This is a genomic window from Streptomyces auratus (assembly GCF_050433025.1).
Lineage (GTDB): Bacteria > Actinomycetota > Actinomycetes > Streptomycetales > Streptomycetaceae > Streptomyces > Streptomyces sioyaensis.
Genome location: NZ_JBNGCB010000003.1, coordinates 3792011 through 3805880, shown reverse-complemented (window position 1 = coordinate 3805880; position 13870 = coordinate 3792011). Strand labels below are relative to the sequence as shown.

Annotated in this window: 3 protein-coding genes; 2 read left to right on the top strand and 1 reads right to left on the bottom strand. The window is 74.1% G+C overall.

The window, feature by feature from the left end; translation table 11 throughout:
• Nucleotides 1–55: 55 nt before the first annotated feature.
• Nucleotides 56–11926 carry an SDR family NAD(P)-dependent oxidoreductase gene (locus BKA18_RS36070; protein WP_366045098.1) on the bottom strand — a complete coding sequence of 3957 codons (11871 nt, stop codon included), beginning with the start codon at nt 11924–11926 and terminating at the stop codon, nt 56–58.
• Between the two features lie 378 nt (nt 11927–12304).
• On the opposite strand from BKA18_RS36070, the gene BKA18_RS36065 reads away from it, so the two are divergent.
• Entirely contained in the window at nt 12305–13441 is a 1137-nt protein-coding gene (locus BKA18_RS36065; RefSeq protein ID WP_366045097.1) for a molybdopterin-dependent oxidoreductase, read from the top strand.
• Complete coding sequence (locus tag BKA18_RS36060; protein ID WP_366045096.1) at nt 13438–13839, top strand: hypothetical protein; 402 nt, start codon at nt 13438–13440, stop codon at nt 13837–13839. The genes BKA18_RS36065 and BKA18_RS36060 overlap by 4 nt, the downstream gene beginning before the upstream one ends.
• Nucleotides 13840–13870: the final 31 nt, after the last annotated feature.

The following is a 13870-nucleotide window of genomic DNA, read 5'->3' as shown; positions in this document are numbered from 1 at the left end:
TCAGCTCTCCATCATTCCGGCTTCGTCGGGTGTGGCTTCGTCGGGACGGCGGTGCTCAGCCGTCCGTGGCGCCGAACGCGAGGCGCACGAGGTCGTCGACTTCCATGCTCTCGATGGCGTCGGAGTCGGGGGCGGCCTCGGGCTCGTGGTCCGGGCCGGGTGTGGCCGGCTGCGCCAGCGCCAGCAGGTCGTCGAGCAGCCCGGCCGCCCGTAGGCGGGCGAGGGGAATGGCTGCCAGGGCCTCCCGTACCGCTGCTTCGTCCTCCGGTGCGACGGCCGGCTCCGCGGGCTGCTCGGGGACGAGCTCCGCGCACAGGTGGTCGACGAGGGCCAGCGGGGTGGGGTAGTCGAAGACGAGGGTGGCGGGCAGCAGGGCGCCGGTCGCGGTGCCGAGACGGTTGCGCAACTCCACCGCGGTCAGTGAGTCGAAGCCGAGGTCCTTGAACGACTGCTGGTCGCCGACCTCGGCCGCGGAGGCGTGGCCGAGTACGGCGGCGACCTGGGTGCACACCACGTCGAGTAGGGCGTGGTGTGCCTCGTCGCGAGTCAGGGTGGCGAGCGTGCGGGTCAGCGTCTCGGCGGAGCCCGGTCCGGCCGGTGCCGCCGGGCCCGCGGCTGCCGTCCGGCGTGCCACGGTCGGCAGGAGGCCGCTCAGCAGCGGCGGTACGGGACCGCCCGAGCCCAGGGCGCGGGGATCGACCAGCATCGGCAGCAGGGCTGCCTCGGGCCGGCCGAGGCACGCGTCGTAGAGGGCGAGTCCGCGGTCGGCGGGCAGGGCGGGCAGGCCCGCGCGTGCCATGCGGTGCAGATCGGCTTCGGTGAGCCCGCTGGTCATGCCCGTCGTCTGGGACCACGGCCCCCAGGCGAGCGAGGTGGCGGGCAGCCCGGCGGCCCGGCGCTCGGCGGCGAAGGTGTCGCAGAAGGCGTTGGCGGCGGCGTAGTTGGCCTGGCCGGGAGCGCCGAACACCCCGGCGGTCGAGGAGAAGACGAGGAACGCCGCCAGGTCCTCATCACGGGTGAGCTCGTGCAGATGGACCGTCGCATCGGCCTTGGGGCGCAGGACCGCGCGGAGCCGCTGCGGGGTGAGCGAGGTGACGACGGTGTCGTCGAGTACGCCGGCGGTGTGGATGACGGCGGTGAGGGGGTGGTGCTTCGGTACGGACTCCAGCAACCCGCTCAACGCCGCACGGTCGGCGATATCGCAAGCAGCGACCTCCACCTCCGCACCCAGAGCCTCCAGCTCCTCACGCAGCACATCCACACCAGGAGCCTGCGGCCCCCGCCGACTGGCCAACAACAGATGCCGAACCCCGTGCTCGGCCACCAGATGCCGGGCCACCAACCCACCCAGCCCACCGGTACCGCCCGTGACCAACACCGTCCCCTCCACATCCAACGGAACCGGCATCGTCAGCACGACCTTGCCCACATGCCGCGCCTGACTCAGATACCGGAAAGCCTCAGGCGCCCGCCGCACATCCCACGCCGTCACCGGCAACGGCTCCAACACACCCCCCTCGAACAACTCCCGGACCTGCGCAAACATCTCCCCGATCCGGTCCTCGCCCGCCTCCATCAGATCGAACGCCTGATACCGCACACCCGCATGCTCCGCCGCCACCCGCTCCGGCTCACGGATATCGGTCTTGCCCATCTCCAGGAAACGACCACCCCGCGGCAGCAGCCGCAGCGAAGCATCCACGAACTCCCGCGCCAGAGAATCCAGCACCACATCCACGCCCCGGCCACCGGTGGCCTCCAGGAACGACCGCTCGAAGTCCAGATCACGCGACGAGGCAATATGCGCCTCATCCAACCCCAGCCCCCGCAACGTCCCCCACTTGCCGGGGCTCGCCGTCGCGAACACCTCCGCACCCAGATGCCGCGCCAACTGCACCGCAGCCATCCCCACACCACCCGCACCGGCATGCACCAACACCGACTCGCCCGCCCGCACCCCACCCAGCTCCACCAGCGCGTAATACGCCGTCAAAAACACCACCGGAACCGACGCCGCCTGCGCGAACGACCACCCCTCCGGAATCCGGATCACCATCCGCTCATCCGCCACCGCCACCGGACCGAAGGCATACGGGAACAACCCCATCACCCGGTCACCGGGGGCGAATCCGATGACGTCGGGGCCGGTCTCCGTGATCACGCCCGCGCCTTCGAGGCCGAAGGCGCCGGCGTCGCCGGGGTACATGCCGAGGACGTTGAGCACATCGCGGAAGTTCACTCCGGCGGACCGCACCGCGATGCGGACTTCGCCCCGTTCCAGGGGGCGTTGGGCGTCGTCGTGGGGCATGAGGGCGAGGTGGTCGAGGGTGCCCTTGCCGGTCATGCCGAGGCGCCAGCCGGTACCGTCGGCGGGTTCGCGCAGTGCGGTGCCGGCGTGGACGGGGGCGACCTTCGGCAGGTGCACGGTGCCGCCGCGGACGGCGAATTGGGGCTCGTTCGTGGCCAGTGCCGCGGGCAGGGCGGCGTACGAGGTGTCCTGGCCGTCGAGGTCGGCGAGGACGAAACGGCCGGGGTGTTCGGACTGCGCCGAGCGCACCAGGCCCCAGATCGGGGCGGCCGCGGAATCGTGGTGGGTGGTGCCGGGGGCGTCGACGGCTCCCCGGGTGACGAAGACGAGCCGGGCCGCGGCGGGCGGGTCCGCCAGCCAGCGCTGGACCAGTGTCAGGGCGCCGGTCGCCGCCTCGTGCGGATCGGCGGTGGGGAGGGCCACGAGGACGGCGCCGGTGGCCTCCTGGAGGTCAGGGCCGGTCAGCCGGGTGGCGGGCAGGCCCGCGGCGTCCAGGTCGACGGCGAGGTCTTCGCTGTCCAGGACGAGGAGTCGGGCCGGCTCCTCGGGGAGCCTCGTAGGGAGGGAGGCCACGGGCCAGTCGAGGTGGTAGAGGGGGCCGGTGGACCGGGCGGAGAGCGCGATCCGGTCGGCGGAGATCTCCCGCAGCGTCAGCGCCTCGATGTCGGCGACGGGCCGGCCATCGGCGTCGGCGAGGGCGAGCGAGACGGTGTCGGGTGCGGACAGGTCGAGGCGGACCCGCAGGTGCGTCGCCCCGGTGGCGTGGATCTGCACTCCGCGCCAGGAGAAGGGCAGACGTCCGCTCCCGGTGTCCTCCGTCAGCAGGAAAGCGGTCGCGTGCAACGCGGCGTCGAGCAGCGCCGGGTGGAGCGCGAAGCGGTCCGCGTCCTGGTGTGCCGGCTGGGGCAGCGAGACCTCGGCGTGGAGCTGGTCGCCGTGGCGCCAGGCGGCATGAAGGCCTTGGAAGAGCGGCCCGTAGTCGAACCCGCCCGCGCTCAGTTGCTCGTAGAGGTCCTCGACGGGGAGGGGCTCGGCGCCGGCGGGCGGCCAGGCCGAGGGGGCGGAGGCCATGGGCTCCGGAGGGGCGGCGGTGAGGGTGCCGGTGGCGTGCAGCGTCCAGGGCTCGCCGGGGGCCGGGTCGGCGGGACGGGCATGGACGGTGAACGACCGGTGGCCCTGCCCGTCGTCGGCGCCGAGGACCGCTTGCAGGTCCATCGCGTCCTGCTCGGGCAGGACGAGCGGGCTGACCAGGGTCAGGTCCGCCACCCGGGGGCAGCCCGCCCGGTCGCCTGCCAGGACGGCGAGTTCGAGGAAGGCTGTGCCGGGGACGACGGCGGTGCCCGCCAGGGCGTGCTCGGCGAGCCACGGCTGGTCGGCTGTCGAGAGCCGGCCGGTGAACAGGTGGCTGCCGTCGGCGAGTTCGACGGCCGCGCTCAGCAGCGGATGGCCGGCCGGGCTGATCCCCGCGGTGGCGAGCGGGCGGGGAGTGGGCCAGTAGCGCTGCCGCTGGAAGGGGTAGGTGGGCAGGTCGGTGACGGCCGTACGCCCCGGGTGGGCGTTGGCGACGGCGGACCAGTCGAGGTCCGCGCCGTGGACGTGGGCGCGGGCGAGGCCGTCGAGCAGCGAGCGGGACTCGGACGTCCGGTCGCGGAGCAGCGGGATGACGGCGGTGCCGGTGGCGTCGGGGGGCAGGCAGCCGGCCGCCATGGCGGAGAGGGTGCCGTCGGGGCCGATTTCGACGAAGCGCTGGACGCCCTGCTCGGCGAGACCGCGGAGGCCGTCGTGGAACCGGACGGCGCCCCGCACCTGACGCACCCAGTAGTCGGGGAGGTGCAGTTCGGTGGCGGTCTCGCCGGTCAGGTTGGACACGACGGGGAGGCGCGGCTCGTGGTAGGTGAGGGCCTCGGCGACGGTGCGGAACTCGTCGAGCATCGGGTCCATGTGCGGGGAGTGGAACGCATGGCTGACCCGGAGCTGCTTGGTCCGGCGGCCGTCGGCGGCCAGCTGGTCGGCGATCCGGGTCACGACGGCGCGGTCGCCGGAGAGCACGACGGAGTCGGGGCCGTTGACGGCGGCGAGGGAGACCTGCTGGTCGAGCCCGTCGAGCAGCGGCCGCACCTCGGCCTCCGTCGCCTGGAGGGCGACCATGGCGCCGGTCTCCGGGAGCGCCTGCATGAGCCGGCCGCGGGCGGCGACGAGCGCGCAGGCGTCGGCCAGGGAGAACACCCCGGCGAGGTGCGCGGCGGTCACCTCGCCGATGGAGTGGCCTATCAGGTGGTCGGCGCGCAGGCCGGTGCTCTCGACGAGGCGGTGGAGGGCGGTCTCCATGGCGAACAGGGCGGGCTGGGTGTATTCCGTCCGGTCCAGCAGTCCGTCGGTGTCGTGGAACATGACGTCGCGCAGCGGCCGGTCGAGGTGGCCGGCGAAGTGTTCGCAGATCTCGTCGAGGGCGTGGGCGAACACCGGGAAGGCGCGGTGCAGTTCGTGGCCCATGCCGGGGCGCTGGGCGCCCTGTCCGGTGAACAGGAAGGCGGTGCGTGCGCCGGGACGGGCCACGCCGAGGGCGGCTCCGGTGGCCGGCTTCTCGCCGGCGGCCAGCCCGCCCAGGGCGGACAGCAGGCCGGCGCGGTCGGTGCCGTGGGCGAGCGCGCGGTGCTCGAAGGACGCCCGGGTGGTGGCCAGGGCGTGGCCGACGGCCGCGGCGGGCAGGTCGGGGTGGTCCGCGGCGTGCGTGTGCAGGGCCTCGGCCAGGGCGCGGAGCGCTTCGGGGCTGCGGGCGGACAGCGGCCAGACGAGTGGCAGCGGGGCGGGGCCGGCGGCCTCTTGTGCGTCCGGTGCGGGCTGCGTGCCGTCCGCCGGCGTGCCGTCCGCCGGTGCGTCGGGCCCGGCCGGTTCCGGGGTGGCCTGTTCGAGGATGAGGTGGGCGTTGGTGCCGCTGAAGCCGAAGGAGGAGACGGCGGCTCGGCGGGGGCGCCCGTGCTCGGGCCAGGTGGTGGGGGCGGCCAGCAGTTCCACGGCGCCTTCGGTCCAATCCACATGGGACGAGGGGGCGTCGAGGTGCAGCGTCTGCGGCAGCAGGCCGTGGCGCAGGGCCTGCACCATCTTGATCACTCCGGCGACGCCGGCCGCGGCCTGGGTGTGCCCGATGTTCGACTTCACGGACCCGAGCCACAGGGGCTGCTCGCCGGCGCGCTCCTGGCCGTAGGTGGTGAGCAGTGCCTGGGCCTCGATCGGGTCGCCGAGGGTGGTGCCGGTGCCGTGGGCCTCGACGGCGTCGACGTCACCGGCGGTGAGGCGGGCGTCGGCGAGCGCGGCCCTGATCACCCGTTGCTGGGAGGGGCCGTTGGGTGCCGTGAGGCCGTTGCTCGCGCCGTCGGAGTTGATGGCGCTGCCGCGGACGACGGCCAGCACCGGGTGCCCGTTGCGCCGGGCGTCGGACAGCCGCTCGACCAGCAGCATGCCGGCGCCCTCGCCCCAGCCGGTGCCGTCGGCGCCGTCGGCGAACGCCTTGCAGCGGCCGTCGGCGGACAGTCCGCGCTGGCGGCTGAACTCCAGGAACGCGGCGGGCGTGGACATCACGGTGACGCCGCCCGCCAGCGCGAGCGAGCACTCCCCCGACTGGAGGGCGCGGACGGCCCAGTGCAGGGCGACGAGGGAGGAGGAGCAGGCTGTGTCGACGGTGACGGCCGGGCCTTCGAGGCCGAAGGAGTAGGCGATCCGGCCGGAGACCACGCTCGCGGCGTTGCCCGTTCCCAGGTATCCGTCCACGGACTCGGCGGCGTTGCCCAGGAGGGTGGTGTAGTCCTGCCCGTTGGTGCCGACGAAGACGCCGGTTCGGCTGCCGCGCAGGGACAGCGGGTCGATACCGGCCCGCTCGCACGCCTCCCAGCAGATCTCCAGCAGGATCCGCTGCTGGGGGTCCATGGCCAGGGCCTCGCGGGGCGAGACGCCGAAGAATCCGGCGTCGAAGCGGTCGGCCTCGGTGAGGAAGCCGCCCTGGCGGGTGTACGTCGTGCCCTCGTGCTCCGGGTCGGGGTCGTACAGCGCCGCGGTGTCCCAGCCCCGGTCGTCGGGGAACTCGCCGATGGCGTCGCCGCCGGCGGCCAGGAACTCCCAGAAGGCGTCCGGGGTCCGGATGCCGCCGGGGAAGCGGCAGCTCATCGCCACGATGGCGACGGGCTCACCGGCCGTTGTGGCATCGGGCCCGGAGGCCTCCACCTCCTGTGCGCTGCCGAGCAGTTCCTCCAGCAGGTAGCCGGCGACGGCCGAGGGTGTGGGGTGGTCGAAGACCAGGGTGGCGGGCAGGGGCAGTCCGGTGCGGCGGCCGAGCGCGTTGCGCAGTTCGAGGGAGGTCAGGGAGTCCAGGCCGAGGTCCCCGAAGGCCCGGTCGGCGTCGACCCGGCCCGGGGAGGTGTGGCCGAGGACGGCGGCGATCTCGGTGCGGACCAGGTCGAGGACCTGGGCGTGGCGCTCTTGCGGCGCCAGGGCGGCCAGGGCAGTCAGGGCGTCGGCCGGGGACGCGGGGCCGGTGCCCGGTGTGGCCGCCGGGGCCGCGGTCCGCTTGGCGGGCCGGCCGGCGAGCGCCCGGAGCAGCGGGGCAACCGCCGGGCCGCTTCCGCGGATCGCGGCGACATCGAGCGGCACCGGGACCGGTACGGCCCGGTCCTGAGCCAGGCAGCGGTCGAACAGGGCGAGCGCCGCCTCGGTGGACAGCGCGCCGACGCCACCGCGGTCCATCCGCCGCCGGTCCGCCTCGTCCAGGCGGGCGCTCATCTCGCTGCGCTCCGCCCACATGCCCCACCCGAGCGCCATGGCCGGCCGGCCCTCGGCGCGGCGCCGGTGGGCGAGCGCTTCCAGGAAGGCGTTGCCGGCGGCGTAGTTGCCCTGGCCGGGACCGCCGAAGGTGGCGGCGGCCGAGGAGAACAGCACGAAGGCCGACAGGTCGAGGTCCCGGGTGAGCCGGTCGAGGTTGACCGCGGCGTCGGCCTTGGGCCGCAGGACGGTGGCGATCCGCTCGGGGGTGAGGGAGGAGATCACCCCGTCATCGAGGACACCGGCAGCGTGCACGACGGCGCCCAGGGGGTGCGCTTCGGGGAGGGCGGCCAGCACGTCGGCCAGGGCGGTGCGGTCGGCGACGTCGCAGGCGGCGAGGGTCACCCGGGCGCCCAACTCGCGGAGTTCCGCAGCCAGTTGTACGGCGCCGGGCGCGGTCGCCCCGCGGCGGCCGACGAGCAGCAGATGCCGTACGCCGTGTCCGGTCACCAGGTGCCGGGTGACGGCGGCGCCCACGGTTCCGGTGGCTCCGGTCACCAGCACCGTGCGGATCGAATCGAAGCGGGCTCCGGCCGCGGGGTGGGTACCCCGGGGGTGCTGGGGCAGCCGGGTCAGCCGAGGAGCCAGGAGGCGCCCGGCGCGGAGGGCGAGCTGGGTTTCCCCGGCTCCCGTGGCCGCGCTGACCACTGCGGTGGGCAGGGCGTCGCCTCCGTCGTCGTGGTCGGCGTCGGCGTCCACGAGCACGAAGCGGTCGGGGTTCTCCGACTGCGCCGAGCGCACCAGGCCCCACACCGCGGCGGCGGGCAGGTCGGTGACGGTCTCGTCCGGGCCGGTGGCGACGGCGCCGCGGGTGAGGAGGACCAGTCGTGCGGGAGCGAGGGCCGGCCGGTCGAGCCAGTTCTGGAGCAGCGTCAGGGCGTGCCCGGCCGCGGTGCGGGCGGTGTCGGCCGGTTCGCCGGTGTCGCCGGTCCGCCAGGGCACGACGACGAGGTCGGGGACGTCGGCGCCCTGCTCCACGGCCGTGGCGAGCGCGTCCAGTGCGCGGTGGAACGCGGGTGGTTCGGCGTCGATCCCGGTGTTTTCCGCGCCCAGGACGGCGATTCGGGCGGGCGGCTGCTGCGGCGCGGACGGCTGCAGTGCGGTCCACTCGACGGTGAAGAGATCATCGCGTCCGGAGGGCGCCTGCGGCGGTGCCGCCTCGACGGCGGGTACGGGCGTGACGGAGCCGAACGAGGCGACGGGCTCGCCGAGTTCGTCGGTGAGGTGGATGTCCAGGCCGCCGTCGTCCGCGGGGGCCAGTCGGGCGCGTACCGATTCCGCGGCCACCGCGTGCAGCACGCAGTCACGCCAGGACACGGCGACGGCGTCGGGGTGTCCCGCCGCCGGGAGCGCTTGGAGCACCGCGTCGAGCAGCGCCGGGTGCAGGGCGAACCGGGTCGCGTCGCCGCGGTACGCCTCGGGCAGCGCGGCCTGTGCGTACACCGTGTCGCCCTGCCGCCATGCGCCCACCAGCCCTTCGGACGGGGGCTCGGCGCCTTCCCGCGGCGCGTGGAGGGCGTTCATGTCCACCGGCCGGGCGTCGGCGGGGGGCCAGCTCCGCAGGTCATGGCCGGGGAGTGCGGGCGGCTGCGGGGTGAGCACGCCGTGGGCGTGCCGGGTCCACGGCGTCTCGTCGTCCTGCCGGTCGGCGGGGCGGGAGTGCACCGTCAGGGTCCGCGGTCCGTCCGGGTCCGCGGCGGCGTCGAGCACCACCTGGATCTCGACGGCGGACCGCTCGGACAGCACGAGGGGGGCGTCCACGCCGAGTTCGACGACGTGCTCGCAGCCGGCGAGCGCGCCGAGGTGGAGGGCGAGGTCGAGGTAGGCGCTCGTGGGGAGCTGGACGCAGCCGTCGACGGCCCGGTCGGCGAGCCAGGGGTGGGCGGACGGGGTGAGGCGTCCGGTGGAGACGACGGCGCTGCGGTCCGCCAGCGTGATGGCCGTGGGGAGCAGCGGGTGTTCGCCGGTGCGGTGCGCGGTGGCCGCCTCGGGCGCCAGCCAGTAGCGCTCACGCTGGAAGGCGTAGGTGGGCAGGTCGATGCGGTCGGCGCCGGGGAAGAGGCGGTCCCAGTCGGGGCTCGCGCCCCGGGTGTGCAGGGCGCTCAGCGCGGCGAGGACGCTGTGGGCCTCGGCCCGGTCCTTGCGCAGGGCGGATACGTAGAGGTGGCTGGGGTGGCCGGGGTGGCCGGGGTCCGCGTCGAGGCAGCCCTGGGCAAGGGCGGTGAGGGTGGCGTCGGGCCCGATTTCGAAGAAACGGGTGACGCCCCGCTGGTCCAGTGCGCGGATGCCGTCCGCGAACCGCACGGCCTCCCGTACGTGCCGCACCCAGTATGCGGCGGTCGCCAGGTCGGTGGCCGGCTCCCCGGTCACATTGGAGACGACCGGAATACGTGGCTGATGGAACGTCAACTCTGCTGTGACCGCGTGGAATTCGTCGAGCATGGGGGCCATCAGCGGCGAGTGGAAGGCATGGCTCACCCTGAGCCGCTTGGCCTTGCCGCCCTGCTGTTCGAAGCGGCGGACGAGCGGGGCGAGCGCCTCCTCGTCGCCGGCCACGACGGTCGTCTCGGGCCCGTTGACGGCGGCGATGCTCAGCCGGTCGCCGGCGTCGGCCAGCAGCGGCAGCACCTCGGCCTCGGCGGCCCGGAGGGAGACCATCGCGCCCCCGGCCGGCAACGCCTGCATCAGACGGCCGCGGGCGGCCACGAGCCGGCAGGCGTCCGGCAGCGAGAGAACGCCGGCGACGTGCGCGGCGGCCAGCTCGCCGATGGAGTGGCCGAGCAGGAAGTCCGGCGTGAGGCCCCAGGATTCGACGAGCCGGAACAGCGCCACCTCGAAGGCGAACAGGGCGGGCTGGGTGAAGCCGGTCCGGTCCAGCGCCGCCGCGTCCTGGCCGAAGACGACGTCCGCGAGCGGCTGTGGCAGCTCCGGGTCGAGGTGGGCGCAGATCGCGTCGAAGGCCTCCGCGAAGGCGGGGAACGCCGCGTGGAGGTCGCGGCCCATCCCGAGCCGCTGGGCCCCCTGACCGGCGAAGAGGAACGCGGTCTTGCCGCGGCCGGCCGTGCCCCGGACGGCCGCGGTGTCGTCGCCCTGCGCAAACCGGGCGAGGCGCTGGAGCAGTTCCTCGCGGTCCTCGCCCAGCACCACCGCGCGTTCCTCGAAGGCGGTACGGGTGGCGGCCAGCGAGGCACCGAGGTCCACGGCGCGGACGTCCGCCGGCAACTGCCCTGCGTGAGCGAGCAGTTGAGCCGCCTGGGCCCGGAGGGCCGGTTCGCTGCGGGCGGAGAGCACCCAGGGCACCACCGGGAGCACGGCGGCGGGTCGCGGCGCCGGGGCGGACTGCTCGGCGGAAGGTGCGGGCTCCGCCGCGTCGGGGCCGGCGGCCGGGGCTCCGGTTGCGGTGGCCGGTGCTGCGGTTCCGGCGGGCGGGGCCTGTTCGAGTACGGCGTGGGCGTTCGTCCCGCTGACCCCGAAGGCCGAGATCCCGGCGCGCCGTGGCCGGTCGGTGTCCGGCCAGTCCACGGCGTCGGTGAGCAGCCGGACCTCGCCCTCGCTCCAGTCGACGTGGGTGGAGGGCCGCTCGGCGTGCAGGGTGCGGGGCAGCACACCGTGCTGCATCGCCTGCACCATCTTGATGACTCCGGCGACACCGGCCGCGGCCTGGGTGTGACCGATGTTGGACTTGACCGTACCGAGCCACAGCGGGCGGCCGGCTTCCCGTCCCTGGCCGTAGGTGGCGAGCAGGGCCTGGGCCTCGATGGGGTCGCCGAGGGTGGTGCCGGTGCCGTGCGCCTCCACGGCGTCCACGTCGGACGCGGCGAGGCCCGCGGCGGTGAGTGCCGCGCGGATGACGCGCTGCTGGGACGGCCCGTTGGGAGCGGTCAGCCCGCTGCTCGCGCCGTCCTGGTTGACGGCGGTGCCCCGGACGAGGCCGAGGATGCGATGGCCGTTGCGGCGGGCGTCGGAGAGCCGTTCGAGCAGCAGCATGCCGACGCCTTCGCCCCAGCCGGTGCCGTCGGAGTCGTCGGAGAACGCCTTGCAGCGGCCGTCGGCGGACAGCCCGCGCTGGCGGCTGAACTCCAGGAAGGTGACGGGGGTGGACATCACCGTCACGCCGCCGGCGAGTGCGAGGGAGCACTCGCCCTGGCGCAGTGCGTTGCAGGCCAGATGCAGGGCGACCAGGGAGGAGGAGCAGGCGGTGTCGACGGTCACCGCCGGGCCTTCGAGGCCGAAGGTGTAGGCGACCCGGCCGGAGGCGATGCTGGCGGCGCTGCCGTTGCCCAGGTGTCCTTCGAGGCCGGCGGGCGGCTCGGTGAACCGCGAGCCGTAGTCGTTGTACATGACGCCGACGAAAACGCCGGTGGGGCTGCCCTTGAGGGTCTGCCGGCGCAGTCCGGCCCGTTCGAAGGCCTCCCAGGACGTTTCGAGGAGGAGGCGCTGCTGCGGGTCGGTCGCCAGCGCTTCGCGCGGCGACATGGCGAAGAAGTCCGGGTCGAAGTCGGCGGCGTCGTGGAGGAAGCCGCCTTCCCGGGTGTAGCAGGTGCCGGGGTGGGCGGGGTCCGGGTGGTAGAGGGAGTCCACGTTCCAGCCGCGGTCCTCGGGGAAGGGCGTGATGCCGTCGGTGCCGTCGGCGACCAGCTGCCAGAGGTCCTCGGGCGAGCGCACATTGCCGGGGTAGCGGCAGCTCATGGCCACGATCGCGATGGGCTCGCGTTCGCGGGCCTCCATCTCGCGCAGCCGCTTGCCGGTGCGGTGGAGGTCCGCCGTCACCCTTTTCAGATAGTCGCGGAGCTTTCCCTCGCTCACAGTTCAGCTCCCTTCCCCGGACCGCTCGGCGGACCGGCGGCCTGCCTCACAGCGGCGACCACGACGCTGGATTCCTCTACTCGCAGATCACATTCTGTGGGCGCCGGTCAGCCGATTTGCGCGCCGGCCGGGGACTCTAAGAGAACCCCTAGGAGCAATACCGGTGACTTCGTGTGGGGCATTGGGTGTGGTGTGCCAAGGCGGACAGAGGAAGTCGTCGCCGGGTGGGCGTCCGTCGGATCGGGCACCGGCTTGGGGAGCACCGACCCACCGAGCGCGCCACAGTGAGTGCTCGCCCGGACACCATCAGTCGACGTCCGCGTTCCGTAAGGAGACGATTCGTTCCACCGTGCCCTTGCGGCCGCTGTGATGGGACGCATGAAATCGCGCTTCTCTCCGCCGGTGTTCAAGGGCGGACTCCATGACGCCCGCACGGCGACCTCGATCGGCCGTTGGCTGGGCCTGACGTTCGCCGTGTGCTTCGCCACCGGACTGGTCAGCCACGTCATGCAGCATCCGCCGGGCTGGCTGGCCGACCACATCCCGAGCCGCCCGTCGTGGGGATACCGGCTCACCCAGGGCCTGCACGTCGCCTCCGGCATCGCGGCAATCCCCTTGCTGCTGGCCAAGCTGTGGACCGTGTATCCGCGGCTGTTCGCATGGCCGCCACTGCGGTCGGTCAAGCACGCCCTGGAGCGACTGTCGATCGCCGTACTGGTGGCAGGGGCCGTCTTCGAGCTGGCGACGGGGTTGCTGAACACGGCCCAGTGGTACCCGTGGCCGTTCTCGTTCGTGCCGGTGCACTACGCCGTGGCGTGGCTGGTCGTCGGGGCGCTGGTACTGCACCTCGCGATCAAGGCCCCCGAGATCCGGGCGCATTGGAGCCGGCGGTCGCCCGGGACGCTCGCCCTGCCGCCGCAGGACGGACCGGACCGGCGGTCCCTGCTGGCCGCGGTGGGCGCTGCCGTCGGGGCCGTCACACTGACCACCGTGGGCCAGTCCTTCACCCCGCTGAAGGACTTCACCCTGTTCGCACCGCGCCACCCGGACAAGGGCCCACAGTCCCTGCCCGTCAACCGGACGGCTGCCGCGGCCGGCGTCGGCCGGATCGCCGACGAGGAGTACCGCCTGGTGGTGGACGGTCCGCAGCGGTACGCCCTGACGCTGGACGAGCTGCGCGCTCTGCCGCAGCACGAGGTGGAGCTGTCGATCGCCTGCGTGGAGGGGTGGAGCAAGTCAGCGCACTGGACGGGTGTGCGGGTCGTGGACCTGCTGGAGCGGGCGGGCGCGCCGCCGCACGCGCGGGTGCGGGTGACGTCGTTGCAGCTGCGCGGCGGCTACCGGGTGTCGGAGATGGGGCAGGCGCACGCCCGCGACCCGTTGACCTTGCTCGCCCTGCGCCTGAACGGAGAGGAACTCGACCCCGACCACGGCTACCCGGCGCGGCTCATCGCCCCGAACCGTCCCGGCGTGCTCCAGACCAAGTGGGTCGGCCGACTGGAGGTGCTGGCATGAAGGTGATGCGTGCCCTCGCGGGCGTGGGTGGCGTGGTGCTCATGGGCGTCGGGGCGTCCTTGCTGAGGGGCGTCCCTGACCTGACCGGCGTGCTGGTCTGGTTGGGCGGAGCGGTGGTGCTGCACGACGGGTTGATCGCACCGCTGGTGTTGCTGGTCGGGCTGGTGCTGGTGCGCGGTGGCGTGCGCGGGCCGGTTCGTGGCGCGCTGACGGTCGCGGGCGCGTTGACCATGGTGGCGCTGCCGGTGCTGCTGCGCCCGGGGCAGCGGGCCAACTCCTCGGTGCTTCCGCTGGACTACTCGCGCAACTGGCTGCTCGCGATGGTGGCCGTGACCGCGGTGACGGCACTCGTCGTGGCCGCCCGGCGCTTCACCCGCAGGCGACGGCCACCATCGTAGATCAGGAGGGCAGTTGCCGGCCGGAGCGGCT